The organism is Bizionia sp. (assembly GCF_048259285.1).
GTDB classification, from domain to species: Bacteria; Bacteroidota; Bacteroidia; order Flavobacteriales; family Flavobacteriaceae; genus Algorimicrobium; species Algorimicrobium hallyeonense.
In genome coordinates, this window is sequence record NZ_JBLXHU010000036.1 from 1 (window position 1) to 20,179 (window position 20,179).

The 20,179-nt window shown below is 35.0% G+C and carries 17 protein-coding genes; 11 read left to right on the forward strand and 6 right to left on the reverse strand.

Features of this window, described 5'->3' with window-relative positions; all coding sequences use genetic code 11:
• From ACN0QX_RS13070 to ACN0QX_RS13080, 3 genes are all read right to left on the reverse strand, one after another.
• Positions 1 to 735, reverse strand: a 735-nt coding sequence (locus ACN0QX_RS13070; RefSeq protein ID WP_417197553.1) for an HYR domain-containing protein, incomplete at its 3' end; no start/stop codon positions are given.
• A gap of 476 nt (positions 736 to 1,211) precedes the next feature.
• Positions 1,212 to 2,225 carry a TQO small subunit DoxD gene (locus ACN0QX_RS13075; protein ID WP_376860742.1) on the reverse strand — a complete coding sequence of 338 codons (1,014 nt, stop codon included), beginning with the start codon at positions 2,223 to 2,225 and terminating at the stop codon, positions 1,212 to 1,214.
• Between the two features lie 39 nt (positions 2,226 to 2,264).
• Entirely contained in the window at positions 2,265 to 2,654 is a 390-nt protein-coding gene (locus ACN0QX_RS13080) for a hypothetical protein (protein ID WP_417197555.1), read from the reverse strand.
• A gap of 124 nt (positions 2,655 to 2,778) precedes the next feature.
• On the opposite strand from ACN0QX_RS13080, the gene ACN0QX_RS13085 reads away from it, so the two are divergent.
• The gene (locus ACN0QX_RS13085) at positions 2,779 to 4,104 is read left to right on the forward strand and encodes a T9SS type A sorting domain-containing protein (RefSeq protein ID WP_417197557.1); all 1,326 of its coding nucleotides are present in this window, start codon (positions 2,779 to 2,781) and stop codon (positions 4,102 to 4,104) included.
• A gap of 160 nt (positions 4,105 to 4,264) precedes the next feature.
• Entirely contained in the window at positions 4,265 to 5,791 is a 1,527-nt protein-coding gene (locus tag ACN0QX_RS13090) for a GH3 family domain-containing protein (protein ID WP_417197559.1), read from the forward strand.
• Here ACN0QX_RS13090 and ACN0QX_RS13095 read toward each other — a convergent pair.
• Positions 5,775 to 6,368: a hypothetical protein gene (locus ACN0QX_RS13095; protein WP_248400626.1), complete on the reverse strand. Its 594-nt coding sequence runs from the start codon at positions 6,366 to 6,368 to the stop codon at positions 5,775 to 5,777. The genes ACN0QX_RS13090 and ACN0QX_RS13095 overlap by 17 nt on opposite strands.
• A gap of 453 nt (positions 6,369 to 6,821) precedes the next feature.
• Here ACN0QX_RS13095 and ACN0QX_RS13100 point away from each other — a divergent pair, with 453 nt between their 5' ends.
• The 7 genes from ACN0QX_RS13100 (at position 6,822) to ACN0QX_RS13130 (ending at position 14,837) form a co-directional block, all read left to right on the forward strand.
• Positions 6,822 to 7,481, forward strand: a complete 660-nt coding sequence (locus ACN0QX_RS13100; protein ID WP_417197561.1) for a succinate dehydrogenase cytochrome b subunit — start codon at positions 6,822 to 6,824, stop codon at positions 7,479 to 7,481.
• Between the two features lie 7 nt (positions 7,482 to 7,488).
• Positions 7,489 to 9,399, forward strand: a complete 1,911-nt coding sequence (locus tag ACN0QX_RS13105; RefSeq protein WP_417197563.1) for a fumarate reductase/succinate dehydrogenase flavoprotein subunit — start codon at positions 7,489 to 7,491, stop codon at positions 9,397 to 9,399.
• A gap of 7 nt (positions 9,400 to 9,406) precedes the next feature.
• Positions 9,407 to 10,150: a succinate dehydrogenase/fumarate reductase iron-sulfur subunit gene (locus tag ACN0QX_RS13110; RefSeq protein ID WP_417197564.1), complete on the forward strand. Its 744-nt coding sequence runs from the start codon at positions 9,407 to 9,409 to the stop codon at positions 10,148 to 10,150.
• A 308-nt stretch (positions 10,151 to 10,458) separates the two neighbouring features.
• The gene (locus tag ACN0QX_RS13115; RefSeq protein WP_417197566.1) at positions 10,459 to 11,286 is read left to right on the forward strand and encodes a universal stress protein; all 828 of its coding nucleotides are present in this window, start codon (positions 10,459 to 10,461) and stop codon (positions 11,284 to 11,286) included.
• A 76-nt stretch (positions 11,287 to 11,362) separates the two neighbouring features.
• Entirely contained in the window at positions 11,363 to 12,199 is an 837-nt protein-coding gene (locus ACN0QX_RS13120; RefSeq protein WP_417197568.1) for a universal stress protein, read from the forward strand.
• A 309-nt stretch (positions 12,200 to 12,508) separates the two neighbouring features.
• Positions 12,509 to 14,170 (forward strand): tetratricopeptide repeat protein, encoded by a 1,662-nt coding sequence (locus ACN0QX_RS13125; protein WP_417197570.1) that lies wholly within the window; start codon positions 12,509 to 12,511, stop codon positions 14,168 to 14,170.
• 1 nt (position 14,171) lies between these two features.
• On the forward strand, positions 14,172 to 14,837 hold the full coding sequence (locus ACN0QX_RS13130) for a DUF5932 domain-containing protein (RefSeq protein WP_417197572.1): 666 nt from the start codon (positions 14,172 to 14,174) through the stop codon (positions 14,835 to 14,837).
• Positions 14,838 to 15,017: 180 nt separating this feature from the next.
• Here the strand turns inward: ACN0QX_RS13130 and ACN0QX_RS13135 are convergent, their stop codons facing one another.
• Positions 15,018 to 16,895, reverse strand: a complete 1,878-nt coding sequence (locus tag ACN0QX_RS13135) for a hypothetical protein (RefSeq protein ID WP_417197574.1) — start codon at positions 16,893 to 16,895, stop codon at positions 15,018 to 15,020.
• A 342-nt stretch (positions 16,896 to 17,237) separates the two neighbouring features.
• The gene (locus ACN0QX_RS13140) at positions 17,238 to 17,939 is read right to left on the reverse strand and encodes a hypothetical protein (protein ID WP_417197576.1); all 702 of its coding nucleotides are present in this window, start codon (positions 17,937 to 17,939) and stop codon (positions 17,238 to 17,240) included.
• Positions 17,940 to 18,300: 361 nt separating this feature from the next.
• On the opposite strand from ACN0QX_RS13140, the gene ACN0QX_RS13145 reads away from it, so the two are divergent.
• Together ACN0QX_RS13145 and ACN0QX_RS13150 are read left to right on the forward strand one after the other, a co-directional pair.
• Positions 18,301 to 18,465, forward strand: a complete 165-nt coding sequence (locus ACN0QX_RS13145) for a hypothetical protein (RefSeq protein WP_417197578.1) — start codon at positions 18,301 to 18,303, stop codon at positions 18,463 to 18,465.
• A 172-nt stretch (positions 18,466 to 18,637) separates the two neighbouring features.
• A complete protein-coding gene (locus tag ACN0QX_RS13150) occupies positions 18,638 to 20,095 on the forward strand; it encodes a hypothetical protein (protein WP_417197580.1) in 1,458 nt (485 codons plus the stop codon).
• Positions 20,096 to 20,179: the final 84 nt, after the last annotated feature.

Sequence of the window (20,179 nt, forward strand, 5' to 3'; positions counted from 1 at the left end):
TGTTACAGAACATTCGTCTGTTAAATTGGCAAGTGTTGGTGTTATCGGATTAATCACATCTATTGCTGTCAAAACAACTGTTTCAACATCCGTGTTACCAGAATCGTCTGTAGCCGTAACCGTTACATTAATGGTCTGGTTATGAACCGCGGATATTACGAAACCAGCAATTGGGTTTTGGGTAATGGAAGCCACATCACAATTATCTGTGGCTGTTCCTAAGACATTTGGGATGGTGATTTCACAACTGGCATCTAAATTAACATTTCTATCTATACCTGGGGTTAAAACAGGGGCTTCATTATCTAAAACGGTGACAACAAAATTGCAAATTTGTCCGGTAGCCGTATTTCCTGAATCGCGTTCTTCATAGGTTACGGTCGTAGGACCATCTGGAAAGGTGTCTCCAATTCCAAGAGCTGATGTTAATACCATTGATCCACCACTTAAATCTGTTGTAGGCATGGTATAGGTAACAACTGCACCACAAGTGCCGGGATCTACGTTTACTGAAAAATCTGTTGGACAGAAAGTAATCGCGCGACTTGCCGAACTTTCAGTGAAAGATTCTTCAAAATCCGGTCGCAATGACACATAATCATTTAGCGGATTACTGAAAAAAGTACCCTGATTAGTATTTGCAGAAAAATAATCTGAACTTATTGGTTTAGAAAAACCTTGAACACTAAAAGTAATAACAATTAGTAATAACGAGTAGAAAGTAATTTTTTTCATAATAGCGGTTAATTTTTTAACAATAAACAGTCAGAAACTTCTTAAAATCGGTTTTAAATAAATACACGATTAGAAATTACTTACATCTGCTATTATTAATTATGTAAACTGAGGGAGCCCAAAATTAACCTATGAAAAGGCGGTCGAGAAATTTATTCGGTAAACGGTTAATATACTCTTTGTATTTAATTAATTTGTAGAAAACGACTCACTTTTTAGCGTAAAGCGCAGTGTGTCAGTTGGTTCTGACTAATAACTTATAATTGGTAAATTATTATGGATGTGCAGAAAAGTTTCTGTCGAGTAACGTTATAATAAATCCGACGAAATGCATTTTGCATTTTAGGTGGTTGATTAAATCTGAAATTTATGTATCACACGTAATTTATTATTAATATTTCTTCTTAAAAAAAAAGCGTCCCGAGAGATAAATTATCTTTCGGGATGCTTTTTAGGTTAAATATAAATCAAGCGTTTTAATTCACATTAATTTCCCAAGTTAATCCACTAATATCGGTTAGCTTTAAAACATGTCTGCCATTCGGGTTGTTACCCGTTTCGTTTAAAGGAATTGAGATATCCGCTTTTGCTCCCAATGGAATAATTAAACTATGTACTCCCGGTTTTATTTTCGCTACATAATGATTATTAATCTGCTCTGCAGGGAATCGTGATAAATCAGTTCCATTTAAAGACAGGATTGTTTTACCATGGGAATCCATTAATTCCAAACCTATTAAAAAGGAACCATACACATCCACACCTTCCACACGATATACTTGAAATTCTAAAGTGTTATTAGAAAAAGATGCTTGGCTTAATTCTAATTTTGGTTTGATGGATTTATTATGAAGCGTTCCAAAAACACCGCCATGAAAATACTGATTGGTAAACAGTGTTAATGAAAAAATGGCTAAAGAACCGAACAAAACAATCGGTTTTAAATTTTTAATCGGTAAAATGCCTGAACCTAAAAAGCCAAACCATTTGGTTCCTGTAAAGGCATAATTTTTGTCCATGAGTAATTTATCTAACGAATAATGGCCACTACCACTTAGAAACAAGGTGAAACCGGAGGCAATTCCTAATACACCAATTTGCCATTCATCTAAACAGGTGGTACCAATCCATCCGGAACCGAGCAAAATACCCATGGCTAAAAAGAAAACCCCAATACTCATGAGTCGCGTGAAAAACCCTAACATAATTAGGAGACCAACAATACCTTCTACGATGGTGAAAATAACCATGGCCCACCATAAAGCATCTGGGTTTAATACCAAATATTCAATTATGGGTTTAATACCTAATGCGTTGGGAAGAAAATGATTGAATTTTTCGCCTATATAACCCGCTTCTTCAGGGTTTAACTTATTTGCTAATGCTACGCGACGCCAAAAGGCTGAAAAGTAGGTCCATCCTACAACTAGGCGGATGGCTAATGTAAAAAGTCCAGCCGTGTTATACGACTGATTTGAAAATTGTTTCATGTAAATTATATATATAAATGTTAAAAAAATAGGAGACTACTAAACGTAAGTTGCTGTAGTATCTAATTTTAAACATTGATATAATATGTAGAGTGGTGGACTAAGGCCCGATGTTTTTTTACTGTAATTTATGCCAATTCGGGGTTGTACATAAAGTAATAAATCTGCAAAATTAATAGAAGGTTTAGTCGCTATTAATTTTAAAGTTTGAAGTTCAGTGGTTTTTACAACTTCAAATCCATCCACTGTTGTTAGTTGGCAGATTTCATAAACATGAGAAGCAATTGTTTTGTGGGCAGGACGTTGAAAATCGATGTCCATCGTTCCTAAAAAGGTCTCTTTAGCCGAACATGGACTTAAAGCGAATAGCATGGCAAGCATTAAAAAAATGCCTGACAACGTATTAGAATATGGATTTTTTTTCATCATGAGATTTGCGAAACTATTCGTTTTTCAATCAGAAATAAAAACATTAACAAATTTTGTTAAAATTAGTATGTCATCCTATTACGTTTAATTTTACTAACTTGTTTGAAATCAAATTTTAAAACTTATGAAAAAAATTACATTAGCGCTTTTTTTACTATCCCTTGGTATGCATGCGCAAACGTTTCCAAGCCCGTATTGCGAAATCACGGATGCTACAGATGTTATCGTGGAAGAAATAGCATCCGTGGATTTTGGCGGAACGACAATAACAAATTCGGATGTGGCTTCTGTATTAATTAACGAAACTGCAACGGTTATAGCGGTAACGCAAGAAGACACATACACCATGGAAGTAACTGGTAATACCTATGGGCCTTTTGATACGGATATTGTTGCGTTCATAGATTGGAACCAAAATGAGGTGTTAGATGACGCTGGTGAGATATTTGAAATAGGAACACTGACTAATACGGACGGAACCGATGGGATATCCGTAATTTTTGATATGGTTATACCAACCGATGCTGTTCTAGGTGAAACGCGAATTAGACTTACTAAAACATATACCGATTCTGATTCGCCTGCTCAAATTAATCCTTGTGGGATTGAGTTTGATGCATTCGGTCAAGGTATTTATCCAGGATATGGGCAAGCTTTAGATTTTACCTTATTAGTTGAAGCACCAATTATTTTGCCGTTTCCAAGTCCTTACTGTGAAATTACAGATGCAGATAACGTTATAATTGAAGAAATTTCATCCGTAAATTTTGCAGGAACTAACATCGCTAATACGGATGCCACAACTGTTTTAATAGACGAAACAGCTACAGTGGTTAATATAGCGTTAAACGAAACCTATGCTTTGGAAGTCGCTGGAAACACGTATGGTCCTTTTGATACGGATATTGTTGCATTTATAGATTGGAACCAAAATGATATTTTAGATGATGCGGGTGAAATATACGAAATAGGAACATTAATCAATACCAACGGAACCGACGGGGTTAGCGTCAGTATGGATATTTTAGTGCCAACTGATGCCGTTTTAGGTGAAACACGCATAAGACTTACTAAAACATATACCGATTCAGACTCTCCAGCGGAAATAAATCCTTGTGGAATCGAATTTGATGCATTCGGTCAAGGCATTTACCCTGGATACGGCCAAGCACTGGATTTCACATTAAATATAACGCCTTTAAGTACGGATACGTTTGAAGTAAATGCCCTTTCTGTTTACCCGATTCCAACAAAAGACTATTTGAATATTAGTTATAAATCTACCATTCAAAGCGTAACCATTTTTAATATGTTGGGTCAGGAAGTTTATGCTCAAAATACGTCAGCATCTAAATTGGAATTGCAGGTTTCCGAATTAGCAACGGGTACATATCTTGTAAAATTACAAACAGAAGTTGGCACACATACGTTTAGATTTTTAAAACACTAACAAGTTTAATTTCTAATTGGCAATAAACAAAAACTGAACAGAATTTATTTTCCTGTTAAGTTTTTGTATTTAGTAATTTCAGTTCACTTTTTATTTTTTACAGTCAAAAAACGCTTGGACTTGATTAGAAAATAAAAACAAAAAAAATTAACTTTACCACATGGCTATACTCGGAAATATTATCAAAGGTATTATAGAAATTAAAGACACGTTTACGCCGGAATTGAATCCGGTGGAAGCTCAAAAAGAGGTGTTGAAAAATTTGCTTACCAAAGCGGAAAATACAGAATTTGGCAAGCATTATAAGTTTGAATCTATTTTAGATTCGGCAGATATGGCAACCGCCTTTTCAGATACAGTTCCATATTTCGATTATAATAAAATTCAAAAAGAATGGTGGTATCGCTATCAAAATGGGGAAGACCATATTACCTGGCCTGGCCATCCGAATTATTTCGCATTAAGTTCAGGCACAACAGGAAAAAGCAGTAAGCGTATTCCGGTAACGGATGATATGATAGATGCTATAAAACAAGCAGGGATCAATCAAGTATTCGCTTTAAGTAATTTTGATTTTGAAGCCGATTTTTTCGAAAAGGAAATCATGATGCTGGGGAGTTCTACAGATTTGCAAGAAAACAAAGAGCATTTAGAAGGCGAAATCAGTGGTATTACAGCCAGTAATATTCCGTTTTGGTTTCGTGGTTATTATAAGCCAGGGGAAGATATTGCCAAAATTGAAGATTGGGATGAGCGCGTGCAGCGAATAGCCGACAATGCTAAAAATTGGGACATTGGCGCCATTAGTGGCATTCCATCTTGGATAGAACTCATGTTGGAAAAAGTGATTGCGCAACATAACTTAAAGCATATTCACGAAATATGGCCAAATCTGCAAGTTTACACGTCTGGAGGTGTGGCTTTTAGCCCGTATGAAAAAAGTTTTAATGCCTTAATGGGACGGCCAATTACGGTGATTGATACCTATTTAGCGTCTGAAGGTTTTATGGCATTTCAAGCCAGACCAGAAACCGATGCTATGCAATTGGTGACTGATAATGGAATCTATTTTGAGTTTGTTCCTATGAAACCCGAATATATTAATGAAGATGGCTCTTTGGTTCCAGAGGCGCCTTCTCTAACTTTACAAGATGTGCAAACCAACCAAGATTATGTATTAATAATTAGTACCGTAAGTGGTGCTTGGCGTTACGAAATTGGTGATACGGTTGAATTTACAAACGTCGAGCGCGCCGAAATAAAAATAACAGGACGAACCAAATTTTTTCTAAATACGGTGGGGTCCCAATTATCCGTGAATAAAATGGATGATGCCATGCAGCAATTAGAGCAAAAATTCAATACAAAAATCCCTGAATATACTATTTGTGCACAACGTGGCGCTGATGATGAATTTTATCATAGTTGGTATATTGGGAGTGAAGATTCATTGAATTCAGATGATGTAGCCGAAGCTTTAGATGGTTTTTTAAAGGCGGCCAATAAGAATTATAAGGTGGCGCGTGGAAAAGCCTTGAAAGGTGTAAAAGTGCAAATCATCCCACCAGCTATTTTTCATGAATGGAGTGCGGCCAACAAGAAAAAAGGAGGCCAAGTAAAAATGGAACGGGTTATGAAAGAAGATAAATTTCAGGATTGGGAGGCCTTTGTTAGTTCACAGAAGTAGCATCTTCAGGAACCACGCCATCCCGTTTGTTAACAATCTCCATGATTTCTTCAGGTGAAAGATAAAATTTTTCGATACGTAATTTATAGGAAGGTGTAATATCGGCATTATTCAAAATAAAATCTTTTGTTTTTAGAATATAGGATTCCATACCGTGAGCAACGGCAAAGGTATCTGCAGCACGTTCGGCCTCAATAATGTGGTTTTCGGAAAGCAGGTACTTAACACCAAACCAAATAAGATTCAGATTACTACGGTCCTGATAATCCATTATATGACCGAGTTCGTGACCTATCCAGCCTATTAAAATATCCGATGGAATATCTTTAGTGGAAAACTCTTTATCCGAAATTTTAAATCGTTCACTGATTAAAATCACATAGTCGCGATATTCTCTCGGCTTAAAAAAACTGCCAAATTTAGGCTGTGCCTGCATGGTGGATTTTTTTATATTTTTTTTAAACTTAATTTCAATGCCAACATCGCGTAAGGTTGGATAAAAATCCAAAGCCGCTTTGGCTTCTTTTTCTATAGATTTAGGAATGGTTTGTTGTGCGTACTTGTTCGTCGTTGTCATAAATAGTATTAAAAATATAATGGGTTTTATAGCCATGTTCGTATAACTCATAATTGTAAAATCGTTTTGGAATCTAAATTCACTGCCTTCCAAAATAAAATGTGTGATTTTCATTTTTAGGAATTGTATCCAGACGCATAGATCATACTAAATTAAAATGGCGTCTTTTTCGCCGTGACTTCCTAAATGAAGTCTGTGAACACAAGTTACGCGATTTTGATTATTTTTTTAAACGGATTAGATGCTAATCTTGACCCAAATGAATAATTGCGTTTTCCTATTGAAATATTCTAGAAAATAAGCTGTATTGTTTGGTAAACGCTATGAGGTCATTCCTTATTATATCTTTTAATTCCTGTTATGCTTTTTCTATTCAAATTGAAACCCTATTTTTAGTGACGATTTTAATTAGGTAATTTTTTAGGTCTTTAATCTTAGATAAATCAACCCGTCATGAGTCTGTTTTTTAAAAAAAGTATCATTGCTACAACAGGATTGTTTCTTTGTGTTTTTCTGATGGTTCATTTGTCGGCAAATATACTCTTGCTATTTCCGGAAGCTACGGCTAGAAGTCTATACAATGCGTATTCAACCACTTTAAGAGAGAGTACACTTATTATGCTTGTGGCCTATTTACTGTATCTATCTATTATTTTTCATATTATTTATGCGGGCATCATCACCTATAAAAACCGGCGTTCTAAAAGTGACCGCTATATCATTAATCATAAAAACAAAACCAGTAGTTGGGCTTCTCAAAATATGGGGGTTTTAGGGGTGCTCATTTTAATTTTTATTGGTGTTCACCTCGTTAATTTTTGGGCGCGCGTTAAATTGGGAATAGGTGCGGAGGTAAAAACCGATATCGCCGGAAATATAGATGTTTACGAAGTTGCCTATGCCTTATTTCATAATATCTATTACGTGCTTTTCTACACAATTTTAATGATTCCATTAGGATTTCATTTGCACCACGGCCTTCAATCCGCTTTTAAAACCTTGGGTTTTTATCATAAAAAAGGACTTCAAGTATTGGCTAAAATTGCACTTATTTATGCCATTATTGTGAGCCTTGGTTTTGGGATTATACCCATAATTGTTTATTTCAAATAGTTAGAACATGACATTAGATTCAAAAATTCCAGAAGGTAGGCTAGAGGATAAGTGGAAAAACTATCAAGCCAAATCGCATTTAATTAATCCGGCCAATAGAAAGAAACTCAATATTATGGTTGTGGGTTCTGGATTATCAGGCGCTGGAGCAGCAGCTACATTAGCAGAACTTGGGTATCAGGTGCAATGTTTTTGTTATCAGGACTCCGCAAGACGTGCACATTCTGTAGCGGCTCAAGGCGGTATAAATGCAGCCAAAAATTACCAACATGATGGGGATAGTGTTTGGCGTATGTTTCATGATACGCTAAAAGGTGGCGATTTCAGGTCGCGGGAAGCCAACACCTATCGGTTGGCTGAATTATCAGCGCCTTTAATAGATCATTTTGTGCAACAGGGTGTTCCGTTTGCACGGGAATATGGTGGTGTTTTGGCCAATAGAAGTTTTGGTGGTGTGCAAGTTCAACGTACCTTTTATGCGCGCGGACAAACAGGGCAGCAGTTAGTATTGGCGGCTTATTCACAATTATCTAAAATGATTCGCGCTAAAAAAGTGGACATGCTACCACGGCATGAAGTTTTGGACCTTGTTGTTATTAATGGAAAAGCAAAAGGTGTTATTGCGCGGGATTTAGAAACTGGTGCTATTAAACGATTTGCTGCTGATGCTGTTGTGCTAGCCACAGGTGGTTATTCCCGTGTTTTCAGATTGTCCACGTTGGCCATAGGGTGTAATGGAAGTGCTATTTGGAAGGCTCATAAACGCGGTGCATTTTTTGCAGCACCTAGTTTTACTCAAATTCATCCTACCGCCTTGCCACAGACGAGTAATGCGCAATCAAAATTGACTTTAATGTCTGAATCCCTCCGTAATGATGGTCGGATTTGGGTACCTAAAAACAAAGACGATTCTAGAAAACCTCAAGACATTCCCGAAGAAGAACGCGATTATTACCTAGAAAGGCGCTACCCGAGTTTTGGAAATTTGGCGCCTCGAGATATTGCTTCGCGCGCTGCAAAAGAACGTATAGATGCGGGTCATGGTGTGGGTCCATTGAAAAATGCCGTGTATTTAGATTTTAAGCATGCCATTGCCAAAATGGGAAAGGACACCATTACCGATAAATATGGGAATTTATTTACCATGTATGAAAAAATAACAGGAATAAACGCCTATCATGAGCCGATGAAGATTTCGCCAGCAGCACATTTTTCCATGGGTGGACTGTGGGTGGATTATGAATTAATGACCACCATTCCGGGTTTATACGCTATAGGTGAATGTAATTATTCCGATCATGGTGCCAATAGACTGGGGGCGAATTCCCTGCTTCAAACCAGTATAGACGGATATTTTATTTTACCGAATACTATTACTAATTATTTGGAAGGGGAATTATACCCAGAGCGTCCCAGCATAGAACATCCAGAATTTGCCAAAGTAGAAGCCTCTGTTAAACAACAAATTCAAAAACTTTTAGATATAAATGGCAGTCGCACTTCCGATGATTTTCATCGCGAGTTGGGAAACGTTATGTGGCAAGAATGTGCTATGAGTCGGAATAAAGCGGGATTAGAAAAGGCCATTACTCAAATAAAACAAATTAAAGCCGCCTTTTGGAAGGATGTCAAAGTTACAGGAAGCGCAAATGAGATGAATCCTGAATTAGAAAAAGCCTTGCGTTTAGCCGATTTTATGGAGTTGGCCATGTTGATGTGTACCGATGCACTTCAACGAAACGAATCCTGTGGTGCGCATTTTCGGGAAGAATACCAAACGGAAGAAGGTGAAGCCAAGCGCAATGATGCGGATTATGCTTACGTTTCTGTTTGGGAATATCAAGAAGCGGATTTTAAACTGCATAAAGAAATTTTAGAATTTGAATATATTCAGCCAACGGTAAGAAGTTATAAATAATAACCAGATGAAAATAACCTTTAACATATGGAGGCAAGACCATTCGGGAGCTCAAGGCTCTTTAAAAGCATATATTGTTGATGGATTATCCGGAGATATGTCTTTTTTAGAAGCTTTGGACTATCTGAATGAAACCCTTGTATTAAAAAACGAAAAAGTCATTGCTTTTGAGTCCGATTGTCGGGAAGGTATTTGTGGGCAATGTGGCGTGTTTATTAATGGCAGAGCACATGGACCGCATGATCATATTACAACCTGCCAATTGCATATGCGTAGCTTTAAAGATGGTGATACCATTGTTGTAGAACCCTGGCGCGCAGCTGCTTTTCCGGTTATTAAGGATTTAGTAGTTAACCGAACGGCCTTTGATAGAATAGTGGAACAAGGCGCCTATATAACAGCAAAAACAGGGACAGCTGCCGAAGCTAATGCCATTCTCATTTCCAAAGATGTGGCCGATGCCGCTATGGATGTCGCCGCCTGTATAGGTTGTGGTGCTTGTGTGGCAACTTGTAAAAATGCATCTGCAGCCTTATTTACCTCGGCAAAAATAAACCACTTAAATAAACTTCCACAAGGTAAACCGGAAGCCCATAAGCGGTTGTTGGATATGACAGCCCAAATGGAATTAGAAAATTTTGGCAGTTGTACCTTTACGGCGGCATGTGAAGTAGAATGTCCCGCGGAGATTTCCATCCGGAGTATTGCCGAAATGAATGCACGCTATATGAAAGCTAAACTATGTCGTTAATATGGACATAAACACCTTATATTTGGTTGAAAATTAAACGGGGTATTGCTAGCGAATTTCACATTATTTAATCATTTTAAACTATTAGAATCCTAGTATCTATTGACAGATGTATATAAAATCGATATCTTAGTCTTTTATTAAAAAGGTTGAGTTTATTTTAAAACATCTTGTCGCGTTATTGCTTCATACATTTCCGGGATTCAATTTAAAACGCGTTTTGGGTTATTCCTTGAAACTTATGATTTTTATCATAGGAAAAGCGCGCTAGAAGCTTTAACTTATCCCATTAATTTAAAATATATTTTATGAGAAAACACATTCTATTACCAACTGATTTTTCTGATAATGCTTGGATTGCAGCTTTATATGCCTTTAAGCTGTATGAGGCTGTACCTTGTACGTTTTATTTTTTACATTCCTCTATAATAAAAGGTTCTACGCGATCGAGTATGTCTAGTAAACTCACGCGTGTTGTTACTGAAAACGCCAAAAACGGTTTAGCACAAGTTAAACAAAAGGCAGAACAGCACTATGCCAATGCGAACCACCAATTTGAAACTATTTTAAGTTCGTATGATTTGAGAGACTCATTGGAATCTATTATAAAAAAGCAGAAAATAGATTTGGTTATCATGGGAACAAAAGGCGCCACAAAAGCGGAAGAAATTGTTTTTGGAAGTAATACGGTACATATCATCCAAAGCGTGAAACAGTGTCCGGTTTTAGCAATTCCCGATGAATATGAATTTAAACAGCCAGAAAAAATTGCTTTTCCAACCGACTTTAGTCGAAGTTATGGTGATGAATTACAACCATTAAAAGATATGGCAGCCCTGTACAATTCTAAAATTGAAATAGTTCATATAAACAAAGATCATGATATTTCAGAAGCGCAGGATTACAATTTAGATCAATTAAAAGTAGCTTTAAAAGACTATTCGCCTAATTTTCATTCCATGCCTTCAGAAGGTAGTAAAGAACGTGGAATTACCCACTTTATTGAGAAATTTGATATCAACATGCTGGTAATGATAAACTATCCACATAGTTTTATTGATAGCTTTATGAAAGAACCTATAATAAAAAAAATAGGTTTTAAATCCAGTATTCCATTTCTCGTTATTCCAGGTTAAAACAAATATTAATTACACACTATAAAAAAAGGTGTCGCTTTAACAATACCGACAAAACCCTTAATGAAATTTACTTATGAGACATCACATTTTATTACCTACTGATTTTTCAGACAATGCTTGGAGTGCAGCTTTGTATGCATTAAATCTATATGCTAGCGAGCCTTGTACTTTTTATTTTTCACATGCCTGGACGTTTTTAAATTCGGGCGCACGAACACATATTCCTCAAAGTTCCATTGAGCCTGTTCAAAATAAATTAAAGGAAAAATTGGCAGCATTTAAAGATCGAGCAGAACAGGAAAGTAAAGACCGCGATCATACCTTTGAAACAATTTTTAGTGAAGGTTCTGTATTGGATTGTATGGAAGTTGCTGTTAAAAAACATAATATACGATTAGTTGTTATGGGTACTAAAGGTGCTACAGGCGCTCAAGAATTTTTATATGGTAGTAATACGGTTACCGTAATGAATAGAATGAGACGTTGCCCGGTTTTATTAATTCCAAGTAATTTTGAATATGAAACGCCAAATAACATGGTTTTTCCAACAAAATTTAATCGTTTTTATGGCGAAGAGTTAAAGTTTATCAAGGAAATTGCCGATTTACATGGGTCTAAAATTGAGATTGTTCATATTAATAAAAAGGACAAACTTGAAGATAAACAGCTTAAAAATGTGGACATGCTAAAAACGTACTTTAAGGATTATAATATTAATTTTAACTGGCTTACAAAGACTAGAAAAAAAGAACAAGCTATCACCCGTTTTATTAAGGAGAATAATAGTAATATTCTTACCATGATTAATTATGAGCATAGCTTTGTTGAAAAATTAATTAAGGAACCGGTAATAAAAAAAATGGGCTATCACTCCATCATTCCGTTTCTAGTTATACCACGTGTGGATTAGTACGTCCTTATTTAGTGTGTTGAAACCACTGGATTTCTATAGTACTTATTTAAAAGGGTGTGGCGAAAAGTTGGCATGGATTACAAAAGTTGTTTAAGCGAATTTGCGAGACCTTTGTACACGAAAGCATTAATCATTTGAATAAAATGCCATCACTCTAGTGTGAATTGTCAGGAAACTTTAAAAACGGGAAAAACGAATCTCTTCAAAACAGTTTATAGCCTCATAAATGAAAATAATTAGGAATGTAATGGATGCGTTATTTCAAATCTTTACCTGTTTACAGCTCCTAGATGTAAGACCTACTGCATGACCTTCAGACCATTACTTTATTTCTTTTTTATGCTGGGCTTTCTCGTTTTGAATGTCTTACCGAGCTATGCGTACCAACAAAAACCGGTTGATAGCGCTGCTTATTATAGAGAAAAAGTTGAGAATCCATTACACAAGGCCGATTTAATACAGGCCTTTGCGTTTTACAATAGGCTGAAAGAGCAAAATTTGAAAAAGTCTAATCTTGTTCACGCTATTTACAATTTGCGACTAATAGCAATTATTCAAAATAAGTTAGGTTTCTATTATGACAGCGAAGAAACGGCTATTGAAGCTTTAAGCTTATTGGATAATATGCCAGTAGATTCGGCGACCACTGAAAGTCGTATTGGAATTTATAACCAGCTCGGTAAAATTTATCGTCAATTATTAGATTATGATAAAGCCATTAGCTATTATCAACGAGCGCTTGACTTGGATACAGTGCAATTCCAGCAAATTAAACTTAAAAATAATATGGGTTTTGCGCTTATAAAATCGGGGCGGTGGGACCAAGCATTTACCGAATTTGAAAGCCTCAAAAAAGCATTAGTACACGTTCGAGATTCCGCAGAGAAAGCGCGCATTCTACACAACTACGCTATGGTAAAAGGAAAACTTCGGCATCCAGATGCCGTTTCTTATTTTGATCAAGCTCGTCAAATACGACAACAATTAGGGAAGACCTATGAGGTTATTGGAAGTTATATGGATCTTTCAAATTATTATATGGAAATTGGCGATACCAGTCATGCCAAACAACATGCAAGAAAAGCCTACCATTTGGCGGAAAACACGAAGAACGCTACTATTATTTCAGAAAGTATGGATTTGGTCATCGGTTTAAAAACGGACCCAGAAGTACTATTTTACAAACAGATTCGGGATAGTATAGAACGGGCTAATTTGCTTACCGACGGAAAATATGCCTCCAAGAAATACGATGTATTTAAACAGGAAAAAATAGCCAGTGCAAACTTGCTTCAAGCTGAAAAAGAGAAAAACTTGAAATTAATTTACGGATACACAGCCATTCTCATTATTATATTAGGTTTTATTTGGTTTTTAATAACGCGGCATCGGCATAAAAAACAAAAACAATTGGAGGTTTATAATACCGAACTGCGCATTTCAAAAAAAGTACATGATGAGGTCGCTAATGATGTCTATCATTTAATGAATAAATTGCAGCAATCTACCATGAGTCGTGATGGTATTTTAGATGATTTAGAAGCTGTCTATGAAAAAACCAGAGATATTTCTAGAGAATATCACGAAATAGATGTTTCAAATAATTATCAAGAACTCCTAAAGGATTTAATATCCAATTATCAAAACCCAGATACGAACATTATTATCAAGGGCATCTCAAAAATAAATTGGGAAGCCGTTTCGGAAAATAAAAAAGTAGCTATATATCGGGTAATTCAAGAATTAATGACCAATATGAAAAAGCATAGCGCTGCAAAAGTGGTTGTTTTGGACTTCACTAAAACTGGATCAAAAGTACATATTAACTATTCGGATAATGGTGTTGGATGTCACATAGAAAAACAAAATGGTTTGCAAAATGCGGAAAACCGTATAAATACTATAAATGGTTCTATTACTTTTAAGTCTCAAATTAACCAAGGCTTTAGTGCTTTTATTACCGTTTAAGATGTTTAAAAAAGTTATAGTTTCAGACGATTTAATTAGTATTAATTTAGGAATGTTAACCATTCTGGATACCTTAAAAATAACCGATGTCACCTCCGTTCAATATTGTGACGATGCCTATTTACGGATTCAAAGTGCCCGTTTAAATAATGAACCTTACGATTTATTGATAACAGATTTATCATTTAAAAAAGATCATAGAGATCAAAAATATGCATCAGGAGAAGACTTAATAAAAGCATTACATACTAGTTTTCCCGATTTAAAAATTATTGTTTATTCCATTGAAGACAGGATTCAAACCGTAAAACGCCTTATAAATGATTATGGAGTGAAAGCCTATGTATGTAAGGGCAGGCGCGGACTTATTGAATTAAACGAAGCCATAAATGCGGTTTCTAATAACGAACGCTATGTGTCAGAAGTGGTATCGCAAGCTTTGCGTAAGACGTCTGATTTGGAAATTGATGATTATGATATTTTATTATTAAAGCAATTGTCTTTAGGCTTATCCCAGGAGCAAATCAGTCAGCAATACAAGGCAAAAGGCATGTCGCCTAGTAGTTTGAGTTCCATTGAAAAACGACTTAATAAACTCCGCATTCAATTTAAAGCCAAAAATGCCATTCATTTAGTAGCTATTGTTAAAGATTTAGGGCTTATTTAATTATTTACCACCCATTACGGAAAACAGTAAGGAAGTACAGCAAAAGCACCTTATGTTTGCTTTGCTATTTATTGAGATAAAAACAGGGGAGTTTTTTAAGCGCACAAATTTTGTGCGCTTTTTTCATTTACATGCCTTTTAATTACTGAATAAGAAGCCGTGTTTTAGGCATCTTAATTTTTAATTATACCAGATTGGTGCTGGTTTGCCCAATTCAAACCCTGGAAGATTAAAATCGTCCACGCTAATGGCGTTTGTTGTAAAAATAGAATTACCCTCCGTTGGTATTGAGGGGTAGAAGGATATGGATAATTGAATGGATTCAAACACGAGATAATCATTTTTCAGGATAACACCGGCCGAAAATGATGAATACAGTTTACTAGAAATAAGCTTGGTGTTTTCAGTACCCAATAAAGCCGATTTAATATTTAAATAGGGATTAACGCGGAAACCCATAAATTCCCAAGGCGGATAAAATTGCGTTTGGAGTGTTATTAAAAACTTGGAGGTTCCTAGCAGGTCACTATCAAAACCCGGTATTCCCATATTTTCGTTATTGGCATTTTCTACGTCGTAATAATTTCTAAAATCATTGTATTCATCAATGGTAACGCGGTCACCGACTGAATTTAAACGGTTTTTTCCAATTAATACCTGCGACTTGATAAATTGGCGCATTTTCCATGTGCTCCCCAAGGATATTAAATTCGTAAAATAATTGGCGCTAAAGGAGTAGGCCGTTTGTTCTTTTTTAGATGTATTAAAAAAAGTCCCATATTCCATATTAAGACTTAAGTAGCCCCAATTATAATAATTGCCATGTCCAACTTTAGCGCCTAGATACAAGCGGTTCTGACTGTTTTTTCGTTGATTTCCAGCAATAATAGCCAAATAATCACCTACAGGAACACTTTCTATAATACCATCTCTGAATAGATAGCGATCGTCCACAAACTGTCTGGAGGAAATACCAATGCTTCCTAAATAAAATGTTTCACTTGAAAAGTATTGAATACTATCATAGGCCAAGGAAGGGGATTCTCTGTAATTGAGATTTAAAAACCGGAATGACGTAATTATATTTGTTGTTCGTTCCCGTTCGGTATTGCCCTTAAACAAATCGAAAGAATAGCCTGCCCACAGATCTTGAGATTGGTATTTTAAATCTTGAACACCTAAATCCATGTTCGCATCTGGTAACCATTTTCGTGCAAATTGTTCGTCCATATAAACACCTGCTGCCCACTTGGTATAGGCCGAGAAAAATGGACGTTCTATGTTTAGATATTTACTTTTAGCACCCTCCAAAGTTGTGGTATAACCTGCAGCCGAATTGATATAGGTATTTTTAAAGTTTGAAACGGCGTAGCGCACATCATAAGCCGATTTATTGTCGCTAAATCTAGTGTCATAGCGCATTTTAAATTGATGTCCAAAACCTAGAAAATTTTCCTCTCGTAATTTTACTTTCAGTTTGGAACTGGAAATGGAGCCACTAGGGATTAGACTCCAAGAATCTAAAGTTGTTATATACACATCCACAGAATCCCTACTACCTGCCACATGCTCCACCTTAAAGGCAACTTCTCTAATAAAATCTTGAGACCTCAATAAACGTTCTGATTCTATTAGTAATAAACTGTCTAAAGGTTGATTTTTTTCAAACATCAAGTAATTTCTAATGGCAAAATCTTTGGATTTTAAATGAACTGTATTCCCTGCTTTTTCCAGCCAACTATTTGCGGTTTCTGTGGAGTCGGTAAAGGAAAACCCGAAGGGATCGTGACTGTCAACATAAATATGTCTAACGATTTTATTTTCTACATCACTAAAATTAGATCTTTTAGGAACCGTGGTTTTTCGGTTTTGATTGGTTTTATTTTTAAAAATAAGATTGTGTAGGAATTTGGTTGATTTCGATTTTTCTGAAAAGTTTTCAATCTTCTCATAAACACTATCCGTTGCATTTTTGTCTTTTTCCTCTATTTGCGAAAAGCCAATATGAGAAACAGCCAAAATTAGGAATAAAGTAATTTTTAAAACGTGATTATACATAGTTAGCGCAAATCCATTATATCTCTAACCTATTGTCAGTTGGTTAATTTGTTTTTTTTACGGTTTCCTAGAAATCCTAATTATAAGAATGCAAATATATAGGTATTTATATGAGTTTGCAGAAATAAAATGCTTGGTGTTCCCTGGGAACTTGTAAAAGAAAGTGAGTGGGGTGTAAGAATTTAGGTGCTTACTTATTGTAGATATTTTAATTCCTATTTCCGAGATGTATAAACCTATAAAGGTCAGGAAATTATCAGGACTTACTTTTGAAAGCGATTGAAAAGTGATGGATGGAATGAAGGTGGTTTTAATTGTGAACTGGATTATGTTTTGCGGGCCTTAATAGGTGTTACAAATATGTTTTTTTATCATATAGGGTGTTATTTTCTTTAAGGTTTTGCCTGTTCCCGGATGCAACCCAACAGAGGTGAAAAATTCTAATGTACCCTCTTGATTCTTACCGTACCAAATATTTTCTTTACCATCCGCTTTAAAAAAAGGCGTACTACAATCAGGATTTATTTTTCGGAAGTTATCAATCCGGTCCTGATCATATAGTTTAAGAATACCTTCTTTTAATAAGGTCGCATTAAAATCAGCTTCTACATAATGGTCTGTTTCCCAAAGCATCCATTCTTGTTTTGTAAAAGCGTTATAGCTTATAAAAGCAATAGTTACTAAAAGGACTAAAATAATTGCTATTCTATGTTTCTGAAAAAATGATTTTGAACGGCTTGATGGGCTAGATTTTACCTCTGGTAATTGGTCGTTTATAAAGTCAATATAATGGTTAAATCCTAAATAGTGACATAATCCATCAACGACTTTTATTTGTTTTATCTCAATATCTTCTGTTTCACTTTTTAGGGCATTCGTGTAATAATCTCTAAATCTCCGTTCGCCCAGCGTGAATCCTGTATTTTCTTGAATATACCATGAAAGTTCCTCTGCCATTCTAACATTGGAAGGACTGGGATGACCTTGTTTAATGAGTTCAATCCGCGCTTTTTCGAATGCTTTAATGAGTAATTCTTTATGCATTTAGAAGGTGTTTTAGGGAATAAAGTTACATAATTATTCATTGGAATTTTGTTGGAAATGTATTTCCCAAACCTTTCCAATAGACTTCCAATGCATTTCCAACTAAAACAAATCCGTATGCTTTCATTTGTCTCATGATTGATTGATGCCTAATCGCATAGGCTTGCGAAAATCAATCTAATTGGAGTCTTAAAGATGGGTTATGTGCCTATGAGAAGTAATCACGTCATCTGTCTTTAACTCCATACTTCTCAAGCGAGAATGACGTCTTCTCGTATTAAAGCGTGTATTGCTGCACATGCCATTTCCAATGAAATAGGTGGACAGCCATACGATTGTTCAATTTTAAATTTTAAATCACATGAAAACATTATATGTATTATTGTTTTTGCTTGCCATGAATATGGCATTCTATTCCTGTACACCAACCAGTGTAGCAGATGAAACAAGTGCTCAAGCAACGGATTGTTGTGGCAATGAAGCCGATATTCCGCCACCGCCGCCGCCGCCAGGAGATGATGATTAAATGGTAATTAATCTCATTTTAGGCCATTTCAAGAAAAGAGAATCGTATTCAGAAATGAATGATTCTCTTTTTTTTTAGTTGGTTACGGAAAACCGTAAGGATTTGATATGTAATGAGTTTAAGTTTGGAATTATTAAATAATTAATTAAAATCAATAATTCTCTTTCAGAACATGAGAAAACCATACCTTTTTGTACTATTTGTTTTAACACTTCTCAATTGTTCAGATGATAATTCTAAAGTTAATTATTTAGATAATTTTGCAGTATTCATAGATGAGTTAGAATTTCAAGAAGCATCTGAATCTAAAATTAATTGGGAGAACAAAGAAGATTCTCTTAATATGTTTACGAATAGAAAGAATAAGTTTCGGTTATCTGCTAAAGATGAACAAGATATAAATCTATTGGTTAAAAGATTTAAGGAGTTAAAAGGGACAGCATCTAGTTCAGAAATGTCTGTTAATTTCTATTTTGAGAATTCAGCTAGTATGAATGGTTATTTAAATGGTAAATACTTCAAGCAAGTGATGCACCGTATTTATGGTAATTTAAATACTTATACTGTAAATCCATTTTTTGTAAATACAAAGGAATATCCTCAAGTTGACATTCTTAATAAGATTGATAATAGTAATATAAAAGTTGGAGATATTGGTAATTCCGACCATCAATTTATTTTTTCTAATGCAATTGAAAATGCTATAAACAATAACTTGAGTATTGTTATTACCGATGGTATTTATTCGGTTAAAGATGGCGATGTTGATATTGTTTCAATAGATATCGAAAATGCTTTTAAAAATGCACTATCCAGAAATGAAATTGAAACAGTGGTTTTTAAGCTGTCATCAGAGTTTAAGGGTACTTATTATTCGGAAACTTGCGAACCTGGAAAAAAGGCTATAAATATTAATCAATATAGACCTTATTATGTGCTACTATTTGGTAATTCAAATAGTATTGATAAAGCTCTAAAGGATATTACTATTATTGATGAATTAGAAGGTTTCGAAAAACAGGCTAGATTCTTTTTAACAAAGAACTTAAAAGCTAACTACACTATTTTGACAACAGGTGAAGAAAAACATGGTCAATTCAAAGCATCAAAAAGAGGGTCTGATATAATTGAGGAAATCGAAGATGTTGAAAAGTTTGAAAAATCAGGCTTCGGTGGAACACCTAAAAGTGAAAATTATTTGCAATTCGGTATTGCAATTGATTATTCTTCAATAAACTTACCAAATACATATAAAGAAGATATAGAAAACTATTGGGTGGATGATCAACTAGGTTATACCGTTACTGAAATAATAAATGTTAGTGATATGGATAAGTCTTCAAGGACTTTCAGAGAGGTTCAGCGAATTAATGATAAAAACAAAACCAATTTTACCCATGTAATAAAAGTTAAAGCAGATAAAAGTTTATATGGTAATTTAAAAATTCAATTACAAAATAATCTGCCATCATGGATTGAAATTACAGGCACAGATAATGATTGTAATATTATTGATGATATTTCACATACGTTTGTTTTTGATCAATTAATGTTTGGTATTTCAAAAGGCTATCAAAAAATAAATAATAACAGTCAATACCTTGAAATCAATTTAAAAATAAAAGTATAATTATGGATATAAATAGTTTTATTAATAGTATTTATGAGTGGGGATTTAATGTAAACTTGAATAATAATAGTACATTATTAAATC

What these genes read in the sequence shown, in the direction of transcription:
- ACN0QX_RS13140 (WP_417197576.1), bottom strand. Translation starts at nt 17,939, where the DNA reads ATGCATAAAGAATTACTCATTAAAGCATTCGAAAAAGCGCGGATTGAA.
- ACN0QX_RS13135 (WP_417197574.1), bottom strand. Translation starts at nt 16,895, where the DNA reads ATGTATAATCACGTTTTAAAAATTACTTTATTCCTAATTTTGGCTGTT.
- ACN0QX_RS13125 (WP_417197570.1), top strand. Translation starts at nt 12,509, where the DNA reads ATGACCTTCAGACCATTACTTTATTTCTTTTTTATGCTGGGCTTTCTC.
- ACN0QX_RS13075 (WP_376860742.1), bottom strand. Translation starts at nt 2,225, where the DNA reads ATGAAACAATTTTCAAATCAGTCGTATAACACGGCTGGACTTTTTACA.
- ACN0QX_RS13150 (WP_417197580.1), top strand. Translation starts at nt 18,638, where the DNA reads ATGAGAAAACCATACCTTTTTGTACTATTTGTTTTAACACTTCTCAAT.
- ACN0QX_RS13105 (WP_417197563.1), top strand. Translation starts at nt 7,489, where the DNA reads ATGACATTAGATTCAAAAATTCCAGAAGGTAGGCTAGAGGATAAGTGG.
- ACN0QX_RS13130 (WP_417197572.1), top strand. Translation starts at nt 14,172, where the DNA reads ATGTTTAAAAAAGTTATAGTTTCAGACGATTTAATTAGTATTAATTTA.
- ACN0QX_RS13090 (WP_417197559.1), top strand. Translation starts at nt 4,265, where the DNA reads ATGGCTATACTCGGAAATATTATCAAAGGTATTATAGAAATTAAAGAC.
- ACN0QX_RS13095 (WP_248400626.1), bottom strand. Translation starts at nt 6,368, where the DNA reads ATGACAACGACGAACAAGTACGCACAACAAACCATTCCTAAATCTATA.
- ACN0QX_RS13145 (WP_417197578.1), top strand. Translation starts at nt 18,301, where the DNA reads ATGAAAACATTATATGTATTATTGTTTTTGCTTGCCATGAATATGGCA.
- ACN0QX_RS13100 (WP_417197561.1), top strand. Translation starts at nt 6,822, where the DNA reads ATGAGTCTGTTTTTTAAAAAAAGTATCATTGCTACAACAGGATTGTTT.
- ACN0QX_RS13080 (WP_417197555.1), bottom strand. Translation starts at nt 2,654, where the DNA reads ATGATGAAAAAAAATCCATATTCTAATACGTTGTCAGGCATTTTTTTA.
- ACN0QX_RS13115 (WP_417197566.1), top strand. Translation starts at nt 10,459, where the DNA reads ATGAGAAAACACATTCTATTACCAACTGATTTTTCTGATAATGCTTGG.
- ACN0QX_RS13110 (WP_417197564.1), top strand. Translation starts at nt 9,407, where the DNA reads ATGAAAATAACCTTTAACATATGGAGGCAAGACCATTCGGGAGCTCAA.
- ACN0QX_RS13120 (WP_417197568.1), top strand. Translation starts at nt 11,363, where the DNA reads ATGAGACATCACATTTTATTACCTACTGATTTTTCAGACAATGCTTGG.
- ACN0QX_RS13085 (WP_417197557.1), top strand. Translation starts at nt 2,779, where the DNA reads ATGAAAAAAATTACATTAGCGCTTTTTTTACTATCCCTTGGTATGCAT.